We start from the raw sequence: 23,304 nt of genomic DNA on the forward strand, positions 1-23,304 counted from the left end.
ACAACGGGGTCAGGTCTTGTATTTTGCGTCTTGATGCAAAATACAAGACCTGACCCCGTTCTGAGCGACCATCCCGCCCTTATTTTCGACAGCCTTCCGCGGTCTGTGTGACAATCAGTTAAGGCTAATGTATTTCATTAACCCAGCCTGCAAGCCTTCCCTCATTGCCACCTTGCGCTGAAGAAAACGACCATGCAAAAACCACTGCATCGCTTGACCAAACCGCTGATTGGCCTGCTCGGACTGTTGATGCTGAGCGGCGGCGCCCAGGCCGACGCCACCCTGACGGCCGACCTGCTGCGTACCTTTGCCCACTGTGACAGCAGCTTCTTTACCCAACTGGCCAACACCCCGGATCTGGCCAGCCTGGGGCCGCTCGACACCCAGCCGGGCTTCGCCAACTTCAAAGTCGCCAACCCCAAGGCACTGGAAGACAAAAGCAACCAGCTGGCATTCTCCCGACCGATCCAGATCAATGGCCTGACCATCCAGTCCTACTATGACCACTACAACAATCTGGGCTGGGATGGCCGCTACTGGACCTGGGGCTTCGTCCTCAAAGGCTCGCAACAAGACATCCTCAAGGCCCTGCCGGCAGAGATCCGTGCCATGCTGCATCGGGACAAAGGCGGTGACTGGGTGCGTGCCGAGCGCATCAAACTCGACGACACCCCGCGCGCCTGGCAGCCGATCAACGACGAGGCCTCCGGCACCGTCCCCGCACATGGTACCGCCGAGCGAGTGCTGAGCCTGGGACCTATTTCCGATAACTCGTCCGATGTGGCCTTGCTCTGCTCTCTGCAAGGCTTTCCGGATCAAGCATTGCTGCAAGCCATCCGACCGGATGGCGCGAAATGGCTGTTTGACCCCGCCTACCAGGAAAAGAAAAAACAGCTGGTCAGCGAGTTTCTTGATACCTACGAGCCATTTTCCAGCGAAGTCTTCAATAAGTCCGAGCAGGCCCTGCGCGATGAGGCCCATGCCTTCATCGAGAAACAAAAAGCCGCCTATGCCGCGGCGCATGTAGAACGCCCGGCCGCATTCTGGACCGAATACGAAGCGGCAGAGCTCCAGCTGAGCCGGGAGATGAGCCCGCCCACCAGAGCCAGCGCGCTGGTCAAGATCCTGATCGGCGCCTACATGATGCATTATGGCGACCTCGAGGATCTGCAAGCCGTGGTCCAGGCCGAAGAACCCAGGTGGACGCGGCTGATCATGAACGGCATTGTGAGCCAGGATGCCTACTTCGGTACCAAGTCCAGCGGCTATGTGGCTGTCTATGAGCGCCGGCAGGATGAACTGATGAAGCCGCTGGCCGAACGCTACGGCAAGATGCTGGCGCCATGACCGGCCTGGCCTCCACGTAGGGTGCCTCCACGTAGGGTGCATCCACGTAGGGTGCATCCACGTAGGGTGCATCCACGTAGGGTGCATCCACGTAGGGTGCATCCACGTAGGGTGCATTCGCGTAGGGTGCATTCGCCGGAGGCAATGCACCGAAGGTTGACGGCGCAATGGAAGATTGCGCCCTACGTAGGATGCATTCGCCGAAGGCAATGCATCAATGCAATGCACCAATGCAATGCACCACACGATGAAGACGGCGCAGGGCCGCCTCCACGTAGGCATTCGTCGACTTCCTGCTTACCCAACTGCGCCAACCTGATCCCCTGCGCTGAGCAAGACACCTCGCGCAGAGGGGCAAGTCAATCCCGTTCCGCTTCAAATGGCGGACGCAGAATGCGTCTCTCCAACCTTCTGGCCTGCCCGAATGATGTGCCCATCCCCAGCCCGGCGCATGGCATGAACAAGGCTGAGGATTTTTAACGGTCTGGCGAAACAGCTATCAGAAAAAACTTGTATTACCTGTGAATATTACGTATAGCAAGTTCATATAACGAACAGAAACCGTTGATTTTCTTAAAGCAGATCAAAAACTTAACGCCAGGAGAAATTCCATGCAAATGGCTTCACTTTGGATGCGTGCAGTATTGATCACCGTGCTGACACTCGGTACCTCAGTTTGCCCCGTCTGGGCAAAAGACGCCGTGAGTCCGGCCATCGCCTTCGGCGCTTCCGCGGCAGTCAGCCCGATTCTGGATGACATCAAGGCCAAATTGCAGACCATCATCTCCGAAGCCCAATCGGCTGGCACCGCCGTGAGCTTTCGCGTGGCATCCGACGCCCAGTTACTACTGCAGAATCTCAATAACATGGCCAGCGAGCTGGAAGGCAAAACCTTCAAAGATCTGAACCAGACACAGACCAATGCCATTGCCAACCTGTCGGCAGCGACCTCCGCGGCACAGCGAGAACTGGCGCAGAACCTCGACAAACTGGACATGGCCATTAAAGATGCCGGTGCTGAACTGTCGCGCGTACCCGGGGTCTCCAAACGCCCGTTCCTCTTCCATGTCCGTCCCGCCTACATCCTCAAGGGCAGCGGCAGTTTCGAACTGGAACTCGCCGGATCGCTGCTCAACAGCAGCGAAGCCAGTCTCACCTTTGACAAAGTCAGCTGCCAACTGCGCAGCGGCACAGAAATGAACGCGCACTTCTCCTGCCCGTCCGACGTGTTCAAAGCCGCCAGTGATGGCTGGGCGCAGGGCCAACTGACACTGATCAAGCGCAACCTGGCCCTCTTCAAAAAGCGCTACACCTATCAAGTCGCGGTCCGTGCCATCGACCCGGTACTCGGGCGCTACACCCTGTCCGTGACACGACAGATCGACAGCACCAACATCGTCGCCAGAACCGCCACCAACAGCCATCAGAATGGGCATTGCGAGGGTGATCGTGCGGTGAGATGGACCTATTCACCCGGGGCGGGGTGCCAGGTGGATGTCAGCTCCGTGCTGGTTCAGGAAGGCCACTCCAGCCAGTCCAGCTATGGCGGAGTCGACAACCTGTCCGCGACCGGATTCCAGGTTTACGGCACCGTGCGCAACAATGGCCACTGCGTCGGATTCATTAAAGACGGCAGAGGGAGTCTGGGCGTGACGGTGAACTGGAAGGATTTGTGCCCGGTGCATACCGAGGTGGACGATCCGGCGGCACAGGGCGAGATTCTCTGGGCCGACCAGCACGTCTTCACCTTGCCGGCCAATACCAGCAAATTCACCCTGAAGCTGACCCAGGCCAATGGCGCAGAACGCATCGTGACCAACACCATCGATGCCGGCTGGTATACCGCCCACTATGATCCGGTGACCAAGATCCTGGTGATCAGACCGAGAGCGCTGGATGAGGCACTCAGTGGCGAGAGCCTGAACGCCGCGCCACATTAACCCCCGACAACCCATCCGCAAATGCAGGGGACGCCGTGGACGACGGTACCCCCTGCAGCCTGCGGCATCATTCGGCGTGGAGCGGGGAGGGCAAACGGGACACCTGTGCGGGATGTCCTGTCATGATCAGTACCCTGTCACCGCAAAGCCCTGCCCCCGGTTTCCACCGCACTGGACCCGCGTCACCCACCACGCCAGCTTCCCAAACCCGCTGCACCGCCCTTAGCGTTGTCGGTTTCAGTCATCACACAGGGACGCGACGGCATGACCTCTCCCACGCCGCACGACTTGTTGTTCAAACAGTTTCTGCACGACCCGGACACCGCCCGCGACTTTCTGCGCTTTCATCTGCCGCCCAACCTGCAGCGGCTGTGCGATCTCGACAGCCTGCGGCTCGCCCCCGGCAGCTTCGTCGAGCCAGGCCTGCGCAGCCATTGCTGTGACGTGCTCTATGCCCTGCAGACCGCCGGGCAGGCAGGCTATGTCTACGCGCTGATCGAACACCAGTCGACGCCTGACCGCTGGATGGCGTTTCGCCTGATGCGGTACAGCCTGGCCGCCATGCAGCAGCACCTGGATCAGCGACATCACCAGTTGCCACTGGTCATCCCCATGTTGTTCTACCACGGTCGCCGTAGCCCCTATCCCTTCAGTACCCGATGGCTTGACCTGTTTGCGGAACCTGAGACCGCCACCGCACTCTATCAACAACCGTTTCCGTTGATCGATGTCACCGTCATCGACGACGACACCATCCTCCGGCACCGCCGCATGGCGCTGCTGGAGCTGGTGCAGAAACACAGCCGCCAGCGCGACAAGCTGATGCTGGTCAGACAGCTCGGGCAGTTGCTCAGGCAGGGGTGGCATACCCACGATCAGCTGCAGGCGTTGTTGAAATACCTGCTGAGTCTGAGCAAGGGTGGGCTGGCGAAAGACATTGTGCAAACCCTGGTGCAGGAAGCACCTCAACAGGAGAGAGACATCATGACGGCTGCAGATGAATTGAGACTGGAAGGGATGGAGCTGGGGATGCAGCAAGGGATGGAGAAGGGTCGGAACGAAACCCGTCTGGAGATGGCACTGGCCATGCTGAAAGACGGGTTAGACCTGGCAACCGTATTGCGTTACAGCGGGCTGAGCCCACAGGATTTGCAACCGCACCTGCAATAAACCCGGTTGGAAATGACATCGGCGCATTGCATTGGCGCGTTGCATTGGCGCATTGCATTGGCGCATTGCATTGGCGCATTGCATCGGTGCATTGCATCGGTGCATTGCATTGGCGCATTGCATCGGCGCATTGCATCGGCGCATTGCATTGGCGCATTGCCTTCGGCGAATGCACCCTACGCGAATGTGTCCTACGTGGACGTGTACTACGTGGACGTGTCCTACGGTAGGGCGCAATCTTGAATTGCGCCGTCCACCACGTGCTGCCCACATCGCGCCGCCCCTTGTTGTCCCGCAAGACACGCCATGCTGTCTGACCGCGCAAACTTGCCGATCTGTCATCGCTTTCGCTAGGGTATGTGACGCGGCACGTGTGCCGTGAAAAGGCGCGGGCCCGGGGGTGCTGGAACACCCCCGAGCCCGCTAACCAAACCAACTCGAGTAAGGAGTCAGTATGGCTGCCAAGCATGGTAATTCACCCCTGTCCCACTTCACAAATCGCCGTTCTCACCAACCAACGTTCATGCCGCTGTTTGAGCTGGTTTCCGAGCTGTGCCCGCCGCGTGAAGCGCTGGCCGAACCCGGCATGTGCCGCCTGATCGTCGATGGCCGGCTCGACTGGTCATTGGCCAGGGTCAATGGCCACAGCTGGCTGTATCTGCCGCGAGCGGTGCCCATGCGGCAATTGGCGGGTTGCACGGTGTTGCTGGCGGAGTAGGGCATTCAACTGGAGGCCGGGGGGTGTTAAGCCCCCCGGAGGGGATGGGCCGCCCTTAGTTGGCCGGACAGTGCATATAGTTCTGCAACACCATGGCCCAGGTACGGCCACCATCAAAATCCGGCTTCAGGCCAGAGTCCGTCGAGGTGCTATGGGTCAACGCCTGGCTCATGGCGACTTGGCCATGATTGATCATGTAAGTCGGCGTGTAAGTCGGCGCACCAATCCGCTGTAGCGACTGGCACAGCGCCGTGCGCTTATCCTGATCACGCATCGTGCCCACCACCGCCATCCCCAGCTGCTGCTTCTGCTCCGAGGACAGGGTATTCATCGCGGCACGTTGCACCACGTTGCCGGCTGACGTCGCCGTCGGGTCACTGACACGCTGACTGTCATAGCTGGCATAAGCACTGCCCAGCCCGACCAGCATCACCGCAGACGGCAGATCATTATCCTGAATGCAGGCCGCAGCCGCCGGGAACAGCTCAACAGGCGTCATCTGCGATTGCAGGGCATCCGGCTTCAGACAAGCTGCGCTCGAAGCCGCCTGAGCATGCAACGCCAGCAAGGACAGCGCCAGAGAAAAACACAAAGGGTGCAATTTCATGGTTGTGATCGCTTATAGAATAGAAAAACCGGCCCGACGGCCAGCCGCCACGGATCATGACAAATGGAATTGATGTTGCCAAGTCATTTGGCAACAAGCTTGCTCAAGCTCAAACCCTGACCGCCAGGCAGGGCACACCCATCCAGCCCAAACCCCGCGTCTTCCCCCTCACCAAACAGACCGCCAGACCAGCGCGGAGGGATGCAAAAACAGGTCAGACAAGCCTTTCCCCACACCACCAGACGGCGACCACCTGCCGGCTGATCCCGCACCCTGCGGCTTGCCACTACCCCATCCGCATTCAGACAGATGTGCAAAATTCATTAGTCATGTATGATCTGTAAAATCATATAAAGATAATATGCGTGTCGGCCACGTTGCCCACACCTTCGCCCACAGAGCCAACACATGGATAGCACGGCCCACACCCCGCCCGCCGAAGACGCCACCTGGCGCAGCCATTTGTTTTCCTACAGTCATTCCAATCACTACCCCGATTGCTGGAGCCGGAGCGATGAGCGTCTGTGGGGTGTCTCCCTGCTCAGTGGCTTGAGGCTGGGCGCTCTCAAGCTAACCGCACAAAGGGTAGCGACGCGCAGCGTCCACTCTGACCCCTCCGACGAGAGGGGATGTCTACAAACTGCGCTAGCCGATCTCCCTCTTGGCTTTGCTGCTGAGGCAGTTTTTTACGTCAAACATTAACGACTACCAATATGGCCATTACGCTTACCAAAACACAAGAGGCATTCGAACTGCTGTTCGGTTCGTTGTGCGATCAATCATTCTCAAAATCTCTCCAGCTTGAATATTGGGGAGAAAGAAACTTACTTCCGCTGGTGAGAACATTTCTTCTTGGATATTTCGGCAAATCTATCGAGCCAGAAGCACAAGCAACCTTACCTGGAGCATTAACAGGAAAAGGTAGGCTGGATTTTATTATCGACAATGTGGCTGTCGAATTTGCTGTCAGAACACCAGGTTGCTCTTCGTATAAATTGGGTTGTATTACGAATGAGTCTGAAATAAAGAAATTGTTGAAGTACGATGGAAAATCTATCCTTGTTCTGTTTGATTTCTCGAATAACCCACTTAAGTCTGAAGAATTAGAAATCTTTCGCGATTTGCCATCTCTTGGCCAGGGAAATCACAAGAAATCGCCATTTCAATTAAGCTATTTCTTTAAAAAGGATAATGGGGAAGTGGGACACATAAAGAAGCAGATCCGTGTTAACTGATCGATTGCTGAATCCGGCAGGCTTCCATCGTGTGCTGTATCGCAAGGGAGCTAACGGATGGCGGTGGTCGTGGGGCTGCATAAGGTGCTGAATCGGTTGTAGGGGAGGTCTCGCGTAGGGTGCATTCGCCGAAGGCAATGCGCCACGGTTGAGGGTGCAGTGGAAGAAAGTGCAGTTTGAGATGTCGGATCTAATCACCTCATTATTGGCTGCGTTTAAAGCGCAACACACAACATGAAAAAATTCTTGGCTGTATTTGTACTGTTAGCAAGTCCAATTTTATTTTCTGGATGTGCAACGGTGCCAGCGGCGAAAATCAACATAGACGCAATCACGAAAGGGAAGGGTGTCGTTGTATTCTCAACGGAATCACAAAAAACAAGTGCGGCAATGTGCACGTCCCTGTCTCTGGTGAATGGCAGTAATCGAAAGAAATATGACGGAGTGACCATCGTTATTGACTCTCCGTTCGATAAGTCTGATTTTTCAGGTTTCCACGGTAATGTTAGAGCGCTAACCCTGCCAGCCGGTGAGTATTATTTGCTCCCCAATATTTTGAATCCATATTTCATTACAACTAAAGCGCCTGTTTACAAGTTTTATGTGCATGAAGGTGTCATTGAATACATTGGGAATTTTAAGCTTTCAAATAGAAATTTGAACTGGTCTGGCGCTGAGTACAACAGGGATTATGGGGTTATAAGGCAAAATAACCCTGGACTATCGGGTGTGCAAGTCAGGCAGTCAATGGCTTATTATGCGGGTGATTTATCTAAATTTGAATTGCGTGGAATCATTTGGGGTGCACCTTGAGTTTTAAAATGCAGGTTGCCCGTAAAAACAGAAGCCAGAGACAATGTCATGATATCTGCTTTGGTCAGAATGCTACCTTTTGGTGTTGAAATTTATTAGCTGATGAGATCTAGGTCGGGGTGGACGTTGGCACTGGATGGTATGTGTGTTGGCTGTCGGTTAGGAGCGGTCAGTGAATAACTCTTCCACAAAGCAGTCGCTCACCGGGAAGATAGCTGCAACAGCGCTCTGTCCAAATAACTGCCAGGTACTTATAAATTGGGCCAAAATACTCAAGAGCTAATCAACGTGTTGGATGAACTCGCCTCCGTTCACGAAAGCGACAGAAACGCTCACTGGGGTAGCTGGATGCGGAAAGCAAGAGTGCGTTTACTCAACTCAGATTACTCGGGCATCGAGTATTGTCTTTCCGCATACGGTGGCATCGGCTCATTAAACGATGTCGTTCTTGGTCAAAGCTACAAAGATGGTGCCTTTGAATGGAACCCTGGGTACGTTGAGCTGAATGAAAGGTTAACTGTGCTCCGTAAAAAAGCATGGGAACTAGCTAATGCGATTAAACGGTCGCAGCAGCTGTATTAGATTGAAAACAGGCTCGATGGTCTCGTGATATGGCTGTTAGCGGCCAGAAGTAGTCTCCAGTTAATCCCACCGGAGCGATCATTGGCGCTATCTAAGTGGTTGACGATTGTTAGAGCGTTTTATGTATTGGCAGTGCCATGCGCTATTTTGCATGTGCCCAGATGTAATCTGGACTGCCAATGTTAATTTTTATGTTTTAAAACAAAAACCAAAATCAAAACCAATATCAAATACCTACGCGAGAGTCTAAATGTATTCGACATATGAAAGGGAGAAGTTATCATTTGATGCGGGAATCATCTATCAATGGCCAAAGTCGATAGCAACATCATGCATTATTTTCACGCACGGGCTTGGTGGTGATATTGAAGGCACATGGGGAAGTCTTCCAATGATGATTATGGGGAGTGCATTCTCCCGAAATAAAGACATTTTGGTATATTCATACAGAACCAGTGTCATTAACCCGATGAGCAAGTCAATTCAAGACCTGTCAGACGAGTACATCACTTTTTTGGAATCTCTGGCAACAAAATACCAGTCAATTTATTTTGTTACTCACAGCTTGGGGTCCGTATTAACGCTGGGGGCATTGACTGAATTGTATAGCAGATCAGACACTTGGAATCGCAAAATACGCGGACACATACTGTTAGCCCCCGCATTGTGGGGTTCGTATCTCGGATGGGTATCACCAAGCAAAACCTCGCGTGAACTTAAGTATAAATCCAAAAAACTTGCATTGATTAGACAGGCATGGGCTGAAATTGCGAAAGGCAAGCCATGCAAATCATTTGTGTTATTTGGCACAGAGGACAAGATAATAGAAAAAAACATCAGCGACCTAACTTCGATGAATATTGCATCAAAAAGTGTCGCAAAGAGTCACATCTCAATTCCAAAATCCGTGTCAATTGATGAGATAACATTTCGTTCGATATTGGACTGTTTGTATGAAATATCTGGCAGTTCGCCCCATGATAGCAGGAACTACATAAAGTCAATTGTTGCTGAATCTAGCAAAGATGACTGGGAATATGATGACCATCTGATGGAGTTTGTATTCATGCCAGATCACAAACTAAGAATTTTACAATTCGACTCAAGAGGCGAGCCTAGAGATTTTAATGAGCCTTGGGTTAAAAATTTTCCGGACCACAAAGCCCAGATGATTAATTTTGCCATATATTACGACAATCAAAGAATTTTTGATTTTCCGATGATTTGCTGCGATGGATTCCGCTACACACTACCTATGCCAAAGTCACGCACCGATTTGTCTATAACGATCGAACAATACAGACTTGGACAGATCATGGAAAAATCCGGCATGTATAATGATTTCGAGCAAGGCCTCGCTATCGCAGAAATACATGTGGCATGATGTATTAATCTACGCGCATCACAAAAGCTAACATGCTGCTCCGGGTAAGTGATGTACCGGTTTAGCTCCATGCTCCTGAACGTCTGCTTTTCTAGTGGGCCACTTCCGCATTGGGTCGAATCCGGCCATTGGCAAAAGATAAAACCGGACATTCTCCCAACAGAGGAGTGAGTGTCCGGTTTTTGTATCAGAGCAGGCTTAGCGAACCGCCCTCGCGAACGTCCGCTCCGCCCGAAGAGCCACCTCCACCACCAAGAGCACACACGCACATCGGCGCACATGAAGAGTGCGCCCTACTCGTGCGCCACAGAGGTGCCGAGCAGTCACCCCACCCGCCACCTAACCACCCACAGCCCCTCACACCGCACCGCCCGCCGTTGCCTTGGCTGCCAGTCCGCTAACAGTGCCGCACGACGTGCTGCCTGCGCTTCCTCCAACCCCGCCAGCCCCTGCTGCGCCTCACGCACCGAATCTGCCAGCGTCAGCATCGCCTGCTGCAACCGCACCTGTTCTGCCGCTTCTCTACAATCCCGTTCCGCCCGCTGCAATCGTCGCCGTTCCGTCTGCAGTCGGCGCAGCCGCGCTTCCGCCGGGGCTACCTGCTGCGTCACCCACTGCGCCAGCGCCTGGCGTTCTGTCGCAAACCATTGCGTGTCCTGCGCCTGTCGCGCTGCCTGCCAGTCCTGGGTTTGCCGTGCCGCCGCCCTGGCCAGCGCCTGCGGAGGCCGGGCTTCGGGCAGGGGGGCGCTGAAGCGGGCCGGGACTTGCCACAGCGCGCGGCATTGTGTGTCGTCCAGCCAGCTGCCGTCATCGAGGCAGCCGCTGAACAGCAAGTCGCGCAGTGTGTCGTCCAGCAGCAGGCGGTCGAGGCGCAGCCAGCCGGACTGGCCGCGCAGCCGGCGCAGTTCGCTGTGGCGCACGCCGTCGCCGCGGTGATCGAGCAGCACATAGGCCGCCGCCAGGCGCAGCGCACAGGCGGCGGTCAGCAGCGCCTCATCATTCAGGCCGGGGCGCCAGGCGCGCAGCGCCTGCCACTTTCGCTCGCTGTCGCTGGGCCAGCGAAGTCCGGGCGGGGCTTGCAGCTGGTCGCGGACGCACTGGTCAAACGGGGCCAGCAGGGCGTCGGCCTCGGCAGCGCTGACCGCGGGGAGGAGTGCCTGTTCGGCCTCGATCTGGTCCCGGCTGCGACAGCTGGCCAGCAGCGCCGGCCAGGCGTGGTCCAGCTGCCCGACTGGGGCGATCTGGCCCAGCACCCCTTCCGAGGTACCGAACAGGGTGTCGAACAGGCGGCTCTTTTGTTGCAGCAGGCTCAGCAGCCGGCGTTCGGCCTGGTTGTGCGGGCTGAGCAGATTCAACACCACCACCTCGAAGGGCTGGCCAAAGCGCTGGCAGCGGCCGATGCGTTGCTCCAGCCGTTGCGGGTTCCACGGCAGGTCGACGTTCACCACCAGCGCGCAGCACTGCAGGTTCACCCCTTCGGCGACGGCTTCGGTGGCGATCAGCAGCTGCCCCTGCTGGCGAAAGCGTTCCAGCAAGGCGGGCCGGGCGCTGCCGCTCTGGCCATTCACGCAGATCACCCGGCCGGCATAGCCGTGCTGCTGCAGTTGCCGGGCCAGACAGGCCTGCGTGCGGGTGGATTCGGTGAACAGCACCGCCTTGTCGGGCGCCCCCAGCGCGCGCAGGCGCGCCAGCCCCTGTGCCAGGCAGTGCAACAGCGCCTGTAGCTTGCTGTCCTCACCCAGCGACTGTGCCTGAGCCATCAGCCGCGCCAGCGCGCTGCGGTCGGCACGACACAGCGCGGGCGGTGGCGCATCGGTCGGCACCTGCCCCAGCGTCTCGTCCCCCTGTTGTGCCCACATCTGCTGCCAAAATCCGTCAACGGCGGCGTTTGGCTGGCGCAGCCGTTGCTGCAGGCGCTGCAGGGTCGCCAGCAAGGCCGCCGGGCTGGAGGCCAGCCGCTTCTTCAGCAGCAGGCCGAGCAAGCCGCGGCCACGCGCGGGCAGCAATGCTGGCGAGGCCTGGGCGATGAAGTGCGACAGCGATTGGTACAAGGCCCGCTCCGCCGCACTGGCCGCCACGCATTGTGTGAGCACCCGGCGCGGCGGGGCGGTCAGTGCGGCTGGCAGGCTGCAGCGCAGCGTGCGGGTCGCCGCCTGCTGCCAGCGCTGGCGCAGGGCCGGCAGTGTGCCGGGCTGATCCAGAAACTGCCGGCGGAAATCCGCCTCCGGCCCCAGCCAGTACGGCGACAGCAGGCAGCTGACGCCAAACAATTCCATCAACTGGTTCTGCAGCGGCGTGGCGGTCAGCAGCAACTTGCGCCGCCCCTGCAAGGCCCGGCGCAGATCCGCCGCCAGCCCCGGCCCGTCGCGCTGCGCCGCACGCAGCTTGTGCGCCTCGTCCAGCACCACCCAGTCCCAGGGCACCGCCTGCAGGGCGTGCCGCCTGCGCCAGGCAAAGCCATACGACAGAATCAGCACCTGCTGCCCCACCCCCGGCAAGGGGGTATCCGGCGGCCACTGCGCGCGCGTCAGCACCATGGCCGGCAAGGCCAGGCGCTCACGCAACACCGCCTGCCACTGCGCCCGCAAACCCGCCGGACACAGCACCAGCAGACGCCGCTGCCGCTCGGCCCAGCCCTGCGCCAGCACCAGCCCGGCCTGAATCGACTTGCCCAGGCCAACCTCATCCGCCAGCACCGCCCCCTCGGGCCGCGCGCCGTGCAGCGCCCACCCCGCGGCGGCCAGCTGATGCGACTGCCAGCCGATCGATGGTGCCGGCGGCGCAGGCCGCAGGCCACCGGCGCGCAGGGTGAGTTCGTGGGCGTAGTAGCAACGATGGTGGGGGGTGAACATGGGTTTCCTTTGGGGCAGTCCGGCCTCCGGACGGGGTCAGTCTCCGGACGGGGTCAGGTCTTGTATTTTGCGCTGCGTGCAAAATACAAGACCTGACCCCGTCCTTGGGCGGTCTTTGCGCGTTGTTGCGTCTTGGAAAACACCCCCGCGCCGGTCGACGCGGGGGTGCGCCTAGACCATCAGGCCTAGAGGCCAGGGGACAGGGCTGGGCCAGTGCCCTGGCCAACGCCACCATCGGCCGCAGCGGCAGCGGCCAGGGTCGCGAAGGCAGGCACGTCCTGTTCGCCATCGGCAAAGCGGATCTTCACCTCCAGATTGCCGCCCTGCCGTGCCAGCGCCGAGCGAATCAGCGTCAGGTACATGTCTGCCCGGCGGGCGATGCGCATGACCCCATCCGGCTTGAGCATCAGCACCATGCTGATGAGGTCGTGGGCGTTTCCCTGCGCCTGCCTCAGACGATCGAAGACAGAAATGTTTGCGTTACTCATGTTGGTTTCCTTTCCAAAGTGAATGAAGACTGCGACGTCGCCTGAGCAGGATAGGGGCAACATCCCGGCATCCGGAAACCCGCGCGGCGCGGAATTTGCGCCAGCGATCATCAGTGAAACGGAAGGAAACAGTGTGAAACGTCGGGGAACAGTGTGGGATATGTTGTAAATTTGCATCAAGCGGGAATTCACTCGGCGATCGCTTGCCTATTCAGGCGCATCAGGCAAGTCCTTTCGCCATTTTCTACCGACAAGGAGTGAATGCATGAAGCCATCCCGCACCATTCATACCGGGTTGCCGCCGCGCACCGGTTTCCTGCGCCTGTATCAGCTGATTGGCTGCCCGCGCCGTGGCATCCCGGCCTTACTGCCGTTCTCCCGCACCACGCTGTGGCGCATGATCTGCAAGGGCCAATTCCCTGCCCCGGTGTCGCTCGGTCTGCGTCGCAGCACCTGGCAGGCAGAGCAAGTCTGGGCCTGGCTGGACAAACGCCACCAGCAGAGGGCCGCCCAGTCATGAAAACCCCGTCCCCCCAACTCTTGCGCCAGGCCCTCTACACCCTCGACCCGCGACCGCGCGACCAGTGGATCACCATGGGCATGGCGCTCAAATCCGCCCTCGGCGATGCCGGCTTCGACCTCTGGGACCAGTGGAGCCAGCAGGCGCCCAACTACCAGGCACGGGCGGCTCGAGACAGCTGGAAAAGCTTCCGCCCCGGCGGCGGCGTCACGGTCGCCAGCCTGCTCGGTGCCGCCAGGGCAGCGGGCTTTGACTGGCGCCAGCACAGCGAGACCGCCGGCAAAGCGCCGGATCTGGCGCAGCTGGCCAGCGAACGCCACGCCGCCCTGCTGGCCGACCGCGAACTGCGCCAGCGCCAGCAGGCCGCTGCCGCCGACAAGGCGCAGACGCTGTGGTCGCGCAGCCGGCTGGTCGAAGCCCGCCACGGCTATCTGCAGTCGCACCGCATGATTCCCTATGGCGCGCGGCAACTGCGCCAGCTGCTGCTGTTGCCCATGTACAGCGACAACCGGCTGGTCAACCTGCAGCTGATCGGTCCGGATGGCCAGAAGCGCTTTCTGACCGGCGGGCAGGTACGCGGAACCTCGCTGTGGCTGGGGCAGGCGGAAGACGCCAGCGCCTGGCTGCTGTGCGAGGGCTGGGCCACCGCCTGCAGCCTGCACCAGGCCAGCAAGCTGCCGGTATGCGTGGCCTTCAACGCCCACAACCTGGAAACCGTGGCACGCCAGCTGGCCCAAGACGGCCCGCCGGTGTTTGTTTGCGGTGACCGCGACGCCAGTGGTACCGGCCAGCAGGCCGCGCGCAAGGCGGGGGCGCAGCTCGGCGCGCGCGGCTATGTGCTGCTGCCGGATTTCGGCCCGGACGCCGACCCGGCGCTGAGCGACTTCAACGACCTGCATCGCCAGCAGGGGCTGGCGGCACTGCAGCAGCAGCTGGCACCGAAGATCTGGCTGTTGCCTTTGTCCGCGGGGGACGGTGCCCCGAGCGACCCGCCCGCGGACGCGCCGCCGCAGGCAACGGCGCCATGCGCCGAACCGGCCGAGGGCTTTGTGCTGCAAACCGAAGGTCAGCCACCCGGCCTGTACTGGCAGCCTTCCCCGCAAAAACCGGCCTATTGGCTCTGCGCCCCGCTCTACATCCTGGCGCGCACCCGGGATGACAGCGGCAGCCAATGGGGCCGGCTGCTGACCTGGCAGGACGCCGAAGGCCAGTTGCACCGCTGGGCCATGCCGGCAGAGCTGGCCTGCAGCGATGGCCAGGAGCTGGTACGCGAGCTGGCGCGCGGCGGGCTGGATATCGAGCCGGGACGCCTGAGCCGCGAGCGCCTGGCCAGCTACATCATGCGCACCCCCTGCACGCGTCTGGCACGCATCACCAACCGGCTTGGCTGGCATGGCGAGTGCTTTGTGCTGCCGGACGAGGTGATCGGCGAACCGCAGGAAGATCTGCTGTGGGGACAGAACAGTCCGGCGGACCCGCAGCGGCTGGCCAGCGCCGGCGACCTGGAGGGCTGGCGCCAACAGGTGGCCGCGCTGGCACTCGGCAATAGCCGGCTGATGCTGGTGCTGTCCATCGCGCTGGCCGCGCCACTGCTGCGCTGGCGGCAGGACACCAGTGGCTTCCACCTGCTCGGAGGCTCCAGCATCGGCAAAACCGGCCTGCTGGAGGCCGCCGCCAGTGTCTGGGGACATCCGCGCCACTATCGCCACCAGTGGCGCAGCACCAGCAACGGGCTGGAGGGCCTGTGCGCCCAGCACCACGACCTGCTGCTGATTCTGGACGAGCTGTCGCAACTGGCCCCGTATCAGGCCAGCGAAGCCGCCTACCTGATCGCCAACGGCCAGGGCAAGGCGCGTGCCGAGCGCGACGGCAGCCTGCGCAACCAGCAGCGCTGGCGTGTCTTGCTGCTGTCGGCGGGCGAGCTGAGTCTGGCCGACCACCTGCAGACCATCGGCCAGGCACGACGCAGTGGTCAGGAAGTGCGGCTGATCGACCTGCCGGCCGATGCCGGGCAGGGCCACGGGGTCTTCGACCACTGCGTCGGCCAGCCGGACAGCGCCCACACCCTGCGCCTGCTGCAGCAAGGGGTACGCAGCCACCACGGCCTGGTCGGCCGTGCCCTGGTGCGCCAGCTGGCCGCCGAACCGGCACGGGTGGAACCGCTGCTGAACCAGCTCAGTGAACGCCTGATCAGCCGCCATCTGGGCAGCCAGTGCCAGGGACAAGGGCAGAGCCAGCGTGTCGCCCGTCAGTTCGCGCTGGTGGCCTGCGCCGGGGAACTGGCCAGCCACTGGCAGCTGACCGGCTGGCCGACAGGCGCCGCCGAGCAATGCGCCAGCCAGATGTTTGCCTTGTGGCTGCAAGGGCGTGGGGGTCAGGGCGACAGCGATATCCTCGATGGCCTGCGGCAGGTGCGGGCCTTTCTGGAAGCGCACGGTGAAAGCCGCTTCAGCCCCTGGCCGGAAGAGGGCGACGAACCGCTGCCACTACGCACCCTGCAACGCGTCGGCTTCCGCCGCGAGCAGGAGGACGGCACCTGGTACTACGTCTTCCCCGAGGCGATGCGCAAGGAGTTGTGCAAGGGGTTTCCGGCCCAGCCCGTGATCCGGGCCATGGCAGAACGCGAGTGGTTGAAGACCTCACAGCCGGATCGTTTCACCTTGAAAGTGCGCTGTCCGGGGCTTGGTGAGTTTCCGGTGAACCTCTATGTGCTCACACCGAAAGTGTGGGACTAAGTACGAGCTGAAGTCAGTTCGGTTCCCGCCTTTAACAGGAGTGGGAACCGCTCTGAAGCCAGCAAAGCCTTGCCAGATAAGGGGGTTCCCGTGATTCCCGTCGTTCCCGCCCTTTTTATGGCAAAGAGGGGAATAGATACAGTGATCACGTGGAATGCTACGGGAGAGATGTTTAAGGATGACAAATACATATAAATATATAATAGCATACATACAAATACTAATTACCTACATCACAGATCAAATCAACCCTCTCCTATCCCTATCTACTTACTTGCTCAAACAGGGCGGGAACGACGGGAATGGTGGGAACAGCCTTGTCTGGCAAGGGTTTCAGTCGGGTACACCGCATTCCCGAGCCTGGAAACATCGGGAACATGGGGGGCTTCATACGCCGATGCAATGAGGACGGCGCACTTGAAGAGTGCGCCCTACGTAGGGTGCATTCGCCGAAGGCAATGCGCCGATCCAATGCACCGATGCAATGCATCAATGCACCGCAGAAGGATGACCGCGCAAACTTGCGGATCTGTCATCGCTTTCGCTAGGGTATGTGACGCGGCAATGATGCCGTGAAAAAGGCGCGGGCCCGAAGGTGTTAGCGCACCGACGGACCCGCTAACCAAACCAACTCGTCGAAGGAGTCAGTATGGCTGCCAAGCATGTTAATTCACCCCTGTCCCACTTCACAAATCGCCGTCTACCGCATCCGCCCTTGTTGCCACTGTTTGAGCTGGTCTCGGAGCTGTGCCCACCACGTGAAGCGCTGTCCCAGCCGGGGCTATGCCGCCTGATCGTCGATGGTCGGCTCGACTGGTCCTTGGCCAGGGTCAACGGCCAGAGCTGGCTGTATCTGCCGCAGGCGATACCCATGCGGCAATTGGCGGGTTGCACGGTGTTGATGGCTGAGTAGGACATTCAACTGGAGGCCGGGGGGTGTTAAGCCCCCCGGGGGGATGGGGAGGTTGGGATTGAGCACGGGTGGCACTTGGTCGACCTGTACGCTGCCGGCTATCGCGCTTCCGTTCCGCTGTTCAGGAAAGGTATTCGTCCGACTTTAATCTTGTGGAGAACTGGCCAAAAATTCTGGCAAGGTGGTGAATCGCTGCAGGTTGTGGCGGGTTTAGGGGAGAAGGACGTCGTGTAAAATCCGGGAGCAGGTCACTAGCGCGAAACCATTAATCACTCGCGCCACACTTCCGCAGCCAACGGCAATTCGTTAAGCTCCGCCCGAGCCTCCCGCCATGTCGGGTAATGCTCGTCCAAAATCGCCACAAAGCGGTCACTGTGCGTGGGTTCTAGCAAGTGCGCCATTTCATGGACGATCACGTACTCCAGTAGGTCCTTCGGCTTTTTCACGAGTTCGGTGTTGAGCCGAATATGTCCTGCCTTGTGGTTACAGCTACCCCATTTGGTCTTCATGCGCTGCAGGAAGTAGCCAGACACCGTCACCCCAAGCTTGGGCTGCCATTTCGCGATGAGAGCAGGCACCACGGCATGAAGTAGGGACTTATGCCATTCATGCATGACCTCGGCGCGCTTGGCAGCATCACTGCCAGGGCGCACGCTCAAGGTGATCCGCTTGTGGTCCAGCTTCACAGACGGCTTGACCTCGACCTCGATCACTCGCATCAGATGACGACGCCCCCACAGGTAGTGACTCTCTCGCTCGACAAACTGCCGCGGCGTTTCGCGTGCCTGCTCGCGCAGCGTTGCCTGCTGCTGGCGAATCCAAGCGAGCTTGGAGATTGCGTAGGCACGGGCCACTTCCAGCCGCGTGCCAATGGGCGCCACCAGCGTGATGCGGCCATCAGGAGGGTGCACGGTCAGATGCACGTTCTTGACGGCTTTGCACACCATCAGGATCGTGATATCGCCTAGCTGGATCTGCTCGCTCATCAGTAACCCGGCTGGTTCGTGACGATTTCGAACACCGCGAGCGTAGCGTCACGCCCCTTGCCAAGGGTCTTGTGGATAATGTTCTGCACTACCCGCTCCTTGACCTCATCACCCTTCCAGCCTGCCGGGGCCTCTTCCTTGATAGCGCTATCCAATGCTAAGGCCAGCTGCAGGCGCTCATCACCATACTCCGAGGCCGGCTTAGCCACCACCAACGGATCGACCGCATTCGCGAGGATGTCCGCCAAGTTGTTGTACAACACCGTGGCCTCGCGATTGCCATGCAGGGCGGCAGGCACGCCCGCGTCAGGCTGCCCTTTGGCCAGCTTTTTCGCCAATGCTTCGGCATTCAGCAAGAACTGTTCGTAAGACTCAGTTTCATCACGTTTTTGCTGGATCAGGTCCTCCAGCAGTTTGGACATTTCCTCATAGAATTTCGGGTCGGTCAGTTGGTCGCGGATGATGGTCTTACGGACGTTGTTGATGATCGCTTCAGCAATCGCATTGCGAGAAAGCTTGCCTTTTTCGTTGAGCTTCTTGGCGATGGCATCGTGAATGCCGGTCTCGATGATCAGTTCGGTAAGCGACAGCGAGGTCAGGTTGCCCAACGTATCAGAAGGGTCGGCCTGGATGTAGGTATTGATGAGGTGCCGCATGTCGGCTTCATAGGGCTTGACGTCCAGTTCCTCGCCAGAATGCTTCTTGACGGCTGCGCGCACTTCACTGAAAAACTCGGTTTCCTTCTGCAATGCTTCTGCTTCGGCTTGCGAATAACCAGCCTCGGTCAGGTTCTGCACCAGGTCGGCATAGGCGCGCACAAAGCTCGCCACCGCTTTGTAGAAAGTGATGCGCAAAGGCTCGGTTTCGTTCAACGCTTCCGGGTTGCCGGCATCGCCACAGAAGTAGTGCAGGTACTGCTCGATCTCTTTGGGTGAGGCCACAGGCTCGCACAGGTAACGCAGCGCTTCGCGAGCGGCATCGAGTTGTTCCTTGCCCTCTTTCAGCCAGTCCTTGAGGATCACATTGCCGTCCGAACCATCGGCTTCGTCGATGTCCAGCTCGTCCGAGGTGTAGACCGCGATCGCGTTCTGCACGTTTTGGAACAGCTCCTTGTAATCGACGATATGGCCGTAGTCCTTGTCGTCGCCATCCAGACGGTTGGTGCGGCAGATGGCCTGGAACAGGTTGTGATCGCGCAGCTCGTTGTCGAGGTAAATGTAGGTGCAGCTCGGCGCATCGAAACCGGTCAACAGCTTGCTCACCACGATCAGCAGCTTCAAGTTAGCCGGTTCCTCGATGAAGCGGCGCTTGGTCTCGTCCTCGTACTGCTTAGTGGTCTGGCCGCTGGCCAGCACGTGCTTGCTGTAGGTGTCGAACTTATAGCGCTCGTCGCTGTTGTGCGGCTCTTTCGAGATTGCGGTCGGGTTGGGCTCGTAGGAGGTAATGATCCCGCAGTAATCGCCAAAGCCGGTGTTCTGGAACAGCCGGTAGTAGTGGCAAGCGTCGTAGATCGACGCCGCCACCAGGATGGCCGTGCCGCGGTTATTATTCAGCCTCGGCTTCACGCCGAAGTCGTGGATGATGTCGGCGATGATGCGCTGCTTGCGCTCGCCGGCGCTCATCAGCTCTTCCATCGTCGCCCAGCGTTTGCGCAGGATGGACTTCTGGTAGTTGTTCAGACCCTTGGTCTTGGTCTCGAACCAGTCATCCACCGCCTTCTTGTTGGTGAGTTGCTGTGGCACATCGCGTGCCTCGTACTTCAGGTCCAGCACCACCTTGTCGGCCACGGCTTGGTCAAACTTGTAGGTGTGGATATAGGTGCCGAATACTTCGCGCGTGGTCTGCTTGTCCTTGCGCAGCAAGGGCGTGCCGGTGAAACCGATGAACACGGCCGACGACAGCCAGCGCTTCATCTGCTTGTTCATGTCACCACCTTGTGTACGGTGGCACTCGTCCACGAACACATAGAAACGCCCGTGGATAGGCGGAGGCTCCCCCTTCAGGTCAGTGGAATCGAACTTGTGGATCAGCGCACAGAGCAAGCGCGGTGCGGAGGCCCCGAGTTTCTCGATCAGCTCGCGTCGCGAGGTAATGCGTGGAGATGGCGCGTTCTCGCCGATCACCCCGGCATTCTTCATCACCCCCTCGATCTGCTTGTCCAGCTCGTCACGGTCGGTGATGACCAGGATGCGCGCCTCCGGGTCATGCTCCAGCAGCCACTTGGCGATCAGCACCATCAGGATGCTCTTGCCGCTGCCCTGGGTGTGCCAGATCACGCCGCCTTCGCGTTTCTTGACACGCTCTTGCGCGGCCTTCACGCCCTCGTACTGATGCAGGCGCGGCACCTTCTTCTGGCCGGCATCGAACACGACGAAATTGCGCATCAGGTCCAGCAGACGGGCTTTGTCGCACATCTGCGCCAGCGGCTCGTCCAGCAGGCTACCGGCCACCACCTCACCCTGATGATGATGCTTCCATTCGACGAAATACTGCTCCGGTGTGCCGGCGGTGCCGTAGCGCAGCCCTTGCGAGTCGCTCCCAGCCAGCACCAGTTGCACCGTGCTGAAAAAGCCCTGATTGAAGATGGCTTCCTGATTGGTGATCAGTTGACGGATACCGTCAGCGACCTCGACCGAGCTGCGTTTGAGCTCCAACACCACCACCGCGATGCCGTTAAGGTAGAGCACGATGTCCGGGCGCCGCTCGTGGCCGCCCTTCAGCGTCACCTCTTCGGCCAGGCCAAAAACGTTGCCCTCCGGGCGTTCCCAGTCAATCAGATGCACCGTTTCGTGCGCCACGCCTGCCGCCACCTGTACCGGCACGCCGTAGCGCAGCAACTGGTAGGTGCGCAGATTGGCCTGGTACAGCGTCACGCCGGTCACATCGCTGGCCGCCAGCAGCTTCTGCAGCGCCTGTGAGATGTGGGCATCAGAGTAGCCTCTCTTCTTCAGATTGGCGCGTAAGCGTTCCACCTCGATACAGCGGTTGCCCTCGCGCTTGCTCCAGTCACCCAGATAGTCATACCCAAGGCCGCCTTCGGCTACCTTCGTGGTAACGAGCTTGATGACACGGTTTTGGGTTACCCGTTCTGGACGCAGTGAATGGCTCATGCTGCAGCCTCCTGTAGGCGGCTCGGGGACCAAATCATATCGACCAAGCTTGCTACGAGCTCACGCCGCGCAAGCTGTTCGGCTTTGGTAAACTCCGCGAAGGCTTGAAAGGGTAGCTTATACTTCTCGGCGAACTGCTTGAACTGGGGTTGATGGATGTAGGCGCTCTCATCAAGACTGGCGGCGTAGAAATTCTGCTTCACATAATGAGGGCGCTTCTGCACAAACGGCTTGTCTTGCAGGCTGCGGTTGACATCAGCAGGCAGCAACAACAGCGATGCCACATGGTTACGCCACTCCTGAAACTCTTGCTCGGTGGCAAATAAGGTGTTTACCACAGCAAAATCGTCGGCCCAGATATGCTCTATATCAAAAGGGTTCTTAGCACTTCGATCCACCAGCTTGTCGAACGAATCCATCCCGCCGGATCCTGCCTCGGTCGCAGCGGTCAACCTTGCCAGTAAGTGGTAAATATAGCGGCGGCTAAATTGATTAAGGCCTAGGCCTTGAATGCCGATGCGCCCTTTTGTAGGGCTACCCGCGAAAGTGACGTCGTCATTAGCCAGCTTTTCGCTAAGGATGGCCACCAGCTCAGGCAAAGACTTGCGGCGAATATCCCGGCATAACAACCACATCGCATAAGAAACGCTGGAGTAGCCTACCCGGATGTAGTTCACTACGCGACGCATCAGCCAGATGTCCAGATAGGTAGCCGTCACCGCCAACTTGCGGCGTACCGTCTCGTCATCATCGGTTTCGATCAGCGGAGCAAGCAGTACCGTACTCTGCCATGTGAAATCGTTATGGGCATTGTAGTAGATCGCCTCCAAGCCAGTGGTGTAGTGCTTGCTTGCCGCCAGAATACGGCGATACGCCTTGGCAAAGAAGGGGAAGCTCTCGCAAATCAGCTTCTGATTCGCTTCGGCTTTACCCAAACCCAACTGTTCGCTGTGGTCGCGCACCCAGCGATGGAAGGCTGTCCCAATCAACTCCCAGTCCTTGTCGGTGGCGCCAGCCTTGCGCTCGCGGGTGGTTTCCGCATACTGAGCCCGCAACCAAGCCTTGATGCAATTCGCATCACGCTCTGGTTCATGGATGCCAGCCCAAGAGATCAGCGCTAGTACCTGTTGCTTCCAGGTTTGATTGGCTAGCTGACGCGACTGAGAGTCTTCGATCGGCGCCAGCAAGTACGCCTTGAGCATATCGACAGGGCTGAGCGGCTTGCCTCGGTCGTTCATGGTCTCGAAGATCGCGTAGGCGTAGCTGTCATTGTCGGTCGCGATCTCGATCAGCCCCACTCTGGTCATCAACCAATAGATGAAGTGCAGCAACGCCTCGCCCAGATCCTCCAGCAAGTCGTTGCCCTCGATGTCCTGGTAGCGGGCGTACATGGTCTGGATAGACTCATCCTTGCCATCGGGGTTGAAGGAAAGACCTTCAAACAGCGCCTTGATCACCGGCAGCCGCTCCGGAATGTCGAGATTGAATTTTGGCTGGCCGAGGTTGTCGCTGAAAATCAGCGGGGCCACGGTCTGGATCACCGGCAAGCCCTTGTCCTTGGCACGGCGGTACAGGCAAATCAGTAGCAGGGTCAGCGAAGTCACCCGCTGCTGCCCGTCGATCAGATAGTTCTTGCCATTGCGCTTGCTGACGATGATCGAGCCCAGAAAATACTCGCCATAGCCACTCACTTGGGATGTCTCATCGCCAGACTTGTAGTGGCTGAAGAACTTGGCTTGCAAGTCGGACAGCAGCTCGTCAATGTTCTCTTTTTCCCACTTGTACTCGCGTTGGTACTCGTCAATCGAGAAAGACTGGCTCTGCAACAGCTGCTGCACGCTACGATAGTGAGGTGTGATGGCGCTCAAGGCGCGTCCTCCAGGTTGAGTTATTTATTGGCTGTC

General features: G+C 58.8%; 16 protein-coding genes. 10 read left to right on the forward strand and 6 right to left on the reverse strand.

Annotated features, from left to right (window positions below):
* Positions 1-192 precede the first annotated feature (192 nt).
* The 4 genes from AACH39_RS12545 (at position 193) to AACH39_RS12560 (ending at position 5,175) form a co-directional block, all read left to right on the forward strand.
* The gene (locus AACH39_RS12545; protein WP_338620181.1) at positions 193-1,347 is read left to right on the forward strand and encodes a hypothetical protein; all 1,155 of its coding nucleotides are present in this window, start codon (positions 193-195) and stop codon (positions 1,345-1,347) included.
* Between the two features lie 701 nt (positions 1,348-2,048).
* Positions 2,049-3,287, forward strand: coding sequence for a hypothetical protein (locus AACH39_RS12550; RefSeq protein ID WP_338620183.1), 1,239 nt, complete (start codon positions 2,049-2,051; stop codon positions 3,285-3,287).
* 264 nt (positions 3,288-3,551) lie between these two features.
* The gene (locus tag AACH39_RS12555; RefSeq protein ID WP_338620185.1) at positions 3,552-4,457 is read left to right on the forward strand and encodes an Rpn family recombination-promoting nuclease/putative transposase; all 906 of its coding nucleotides are present in this window, start codon (positions 3,552-3,554) and stop codon (positions 4,455-4,457) included.
* A gap of 454 nt (positions 4,458-4,911) precedes the next feature.
* The gene (locus tag AACH39_RS12560; protein WP_338620186.1) at positions 4,912-5,175 is read left to right on the forward strand and encodes a hypothetical protein; all 264 of its coding nucleotides are present in this window, start codon (positions 4,912-4,914) and stop codon (positions 5,173-5,175) included.
* 55 nt (positions 5,176-5,230) lie between these two features.
* On the opposite strand, the gene AACH39_RS12565 is transcribed toward AACH39_RS12560, so the two are convergent.
* Positions 5,231-5,782: a hypothetical protein gene (locus tag AACH39_RS12565; RefSeq protein WP_338620187.1), complete on the reverse strand. Its 552-nt coding sequence runs from the start codon at positions 5,780-5,782 to the stop codon at positions 5,231-5,233.
* 713 nt (positions 5,783-6,495) lie between these two features.
* On the opposite strand from AACH39_RS12565, the gene AACH39_RS12570 reads away from it, so the two are divergent.
* The 3 genes from AACH39_RS12570 to AACH39_RS12580 all read left to right on the forward strand — a co-directional run bounded on the left by AACH39_RS12570 (position 6,496) and on the right by AACH39_RS12580 (position 9,796).
* Positions 6,496-7,017 carry a hypothetical protein gene (locus AACH39_RS12570; protein WP_338620188.1) on the forward strand — a complete coding sequence of 174 codons (522 nt, stop codon included), beginning with the start codon at positions 6,496-6,498 and terminating at the stop codon, positions 7,015-7,017.
* Positions 7,018-7,251: 234 nt separating this feature from the next.
* Entirely contained in the window at positions 7,252-7,830 is a 579-nt protein-coding gene (locus AACH39_RS12575) for a hypothetical protein (protein ID WP_338620189.1), read from the forward strand.
* A gap of 832 nt (positions 7,831-8,662) precedes the next feature.
* On the forward strand, positions 8,663-9,796 hold the full coding sequence (locus AACH39_RS12580) for an alpha/beta hydrolase (RefSeq protein WP_338620190.1): 1,134 nt from the start codon (positions 8,663-8,665) through the stop codon (positions 9,794-9,796).
* A 323-nt stretch (positions 9,797-10,119) separates the two neighbouring features.
* On the opposite strand, the gene AACH39_RS12585 is transcribed toward AACH39_RS12580, so the two are convergent.
* Both AACH39_RS12585 and AACH39_RS12590 read right to left on the reverse strand, forming a co-directional pair.
* The gene (locus AACH39_RS12585) at positions 10,120-12,648 is read right to left on the reverse strand and encodes an SNF2-related protein (RefSeq protein ID WP_338620191.1); all 2,529 of its coding nucleotides are present in this window, start codon (positions 12,646-12,648) and stop codon (positions 10,120-10,122) included.
* A 185-nt stretch (positions 12,649-12,833) separates the two neighbouring features.
* Positions 12,834-13,136 carry a hypothetical protein gene (locus AACH39_RS12590; protein WP_338620192.1) on the reverse strand — a complete coding sequence of 101 codons (303 nt, stop codon included), beginning with the start codon at positions 13,134-13,136 and terminating at the stop codon, positions 12,834-12,836.
* Between the two features lie 265 nt (positions 13,137-13,401).
* Here AACH39_RS12590 and AACH39_RS12595 point away from each other — a divergent pair, with 265 nt between their 5' ends.
* The 3 genes from AACH39_RS12595 (at position 13,402) to AACH39_RS12605 (ending at position 17,304) form a co-directional block, all read left to right on the forward strand.
* Positions 13,402-13,656 carry an AlpA family phage regulatory protein gene (locus tag AACH39_RS12595; protein ID WP_338620193.1) on the forward strand — a complete coding sequence of 85 codons (255 nt, stop codon included), beginning with the start codon at positions 13,402-13,404 and terminating at the stop codon, positions 13,654-13,656.
* Complete coding sequence (locus AACH39_RS12600) at positions 13,653-16,391, forward strand: DUF927 domain-containing protein (protein WP_338620194.1); 2,739 nt, start codon at positions 13,653-13,655, stop codon at positions 16,389-16,391. The genes AACH39_RS12595 and AACH39_RS12600 overlap by 4 nt, the downstream gene beginning before the upstream one ends.
* Before the next feature lie 649 nt (positions 16,392-17,040).
* Positions 17,041-17,304 carry a hypothetical protein gene (locus tag AACH39_RS12605; protein WP_338620195.1) on the forward strand — a complete coding sequence of 88 codons (264 nt, stop codon included), beginning with the start codon at positions 17,041-17,043 and terminating at the stop codon, positions 17,302-17,304.
* 269 nt (positions 17,305-17,573) lie between these two features.
* Here the strand turns inward: AACH39_RS12605 and AACH39_RS12610 are convergent, their stop codons facing one another.
* From AACH39_RS12610 to AACH39_RS12620, 3 genes are read right to left on the reverse strand one after another with little or no spacing between them, the layout of a single operon-like run.
* Positions 17,574-18,290, reverse strand: a complete 717-nt coding sequence (locus AACH39_RS12610) for a SprT family zinc-dependent metalloprotease (RefSeq protein ID WP_338620196.1) — start codon at positions 18,288-18,290, stop codon at positions 17,574-17,576.
* Positions 18,290-21,400 (reverse strand): type I restriction endonuclease subunit R, encoded by a 3,111-nt coding sequence (locus AACH39_RS12615; protein ID WP_338620197.1) that lies wholly within the window; start codon positions 21,398-21,400, stop codon positions 18,290-18,292. Before AACH39_RS12615 ends, AACH39_RS12610 begins: the two co-directional genes overlap by 1 nt.
* Entirely contained in the window at positions 21,397-23,268 is a 1,872-nt protein-coding gene (locus tag AACH39_RS12620; RefSeq protein ID WP_338620199.1) for a DUF262 domain-containing protein, read from the reverse strand. Before AACH39_RS12620 ends, AACH39_RS12615 begins: the two co-directional genes overlap by 4 nt.
* Positions 23,269-23,304 lie beyond the last annotated feature (36 nt).

Source organism: Paludibacterium flexuosum, from assembly GCF_037076605.1.
Taxonomy (GTDB): Bacteria; Pseudomonadota; Gammaproteobacteria; order Burkholderiales; family Chromobacteriaceae; genus Paludibacterium.

Bases quoted from the DNA above. Each gene is read 5' to 3' on its own strand.
- AACH39_RS12585 (WP_338620191.1), bottom strand. From the start codon at position 12,648: ATGTTCACCCCCCACCATCGTTGCTACTACGCCCACGAACTCACCCTG.
- AACH39_RS12610 (WP_338620196.1), bottom strand. From the start codon at position 18,290: ATGAGCGAGCAGATCCAGCTAGGCGATATCACGATCCTGATGGTGTGC.
- AACH39_RS12570 (WP_338620188.1), top strand. From the start codon at position 6,496: ATGGCCATTACGCTTACCAAAACACAAGAGGCATTCGAACTGCTGTTC.
- AACH39_RS12600 (WP_338620194.1), top strand. From the start codon at position 13,653: ATGAAAACCCCGTCCCCCCAACTCTTGCGCCAGGCCCTCTACACCCTC.
- AACH39_RS12580 (WP_338620190.1), top strand. From the start codon at position 8,663: ATGTATTCGACATATGAAAGGGAGAAGTTATCATTTGATGCGGGAATC.
- AACH39_RS12595 (WP_338620193.1), top strand. From the start codon at position 13,402: ATGAAGCCATCCCGCACCATTCATACCGGGTTGCCGCCGCGCACCGGT.
- AACH39_RS12565 (WP_338620187.1), bottom strand. From the start codon at position 5,782: ATGAAATTGCACCCTTTGTGTTTTTCTCTGGCGCTGTCCTTGCTGGCG.
- AACH39_RS12545 (WP_338620181.1), top strand. From the start codon at position 193: ATGCAAAAACCACTGCATCGCTTGACCAAACCGCTGATTGGCCTGCTC.
- AACH39_RS12575 (WP_338620189.1), top strand. From the start codon at position 7,252: ATGAAAAAATTCTTGGCTGTATTTGTACTGTTAGCAAGTCCAATTTTA.
- AACH39_RS12605 (WP_338620195.1), top strand. From the start codon at position 17,041: ATGGCTGCCAAGCATGTTAATTCACCCCTGTCCCACTTCACAAATCGC.
- AACH39_RS12590 (WP_338620192.1), bottom strand. From the start codon at position 13,136: ATGAGTAACGCAAACATTTCTGTCTTCGATCGTCTGAGGCAGGCGCAG.
- AACH39_RS12560 (WP_338620186.1), top strand. From the start codon at position 4,912: ATGGCTGCCAAGCATGGTAATTCACCCCTGTCCCACTTCACAAATCGC.
- AACH39_RS12555 (WP_338620185.1), top strand. From the start codon at position 3,552: ATGACCTCTCCCACGCCGCACGACTTGTTGTTCAAACAGTTTCTGCAC.
- AACH39_RS12615 (WP_338620197.1), bottom strand. From the start codon at position 21,400: ATGAGCCATTCACTGCGTCCAGAACGGGTAACCCAAAACCGTGTCATC.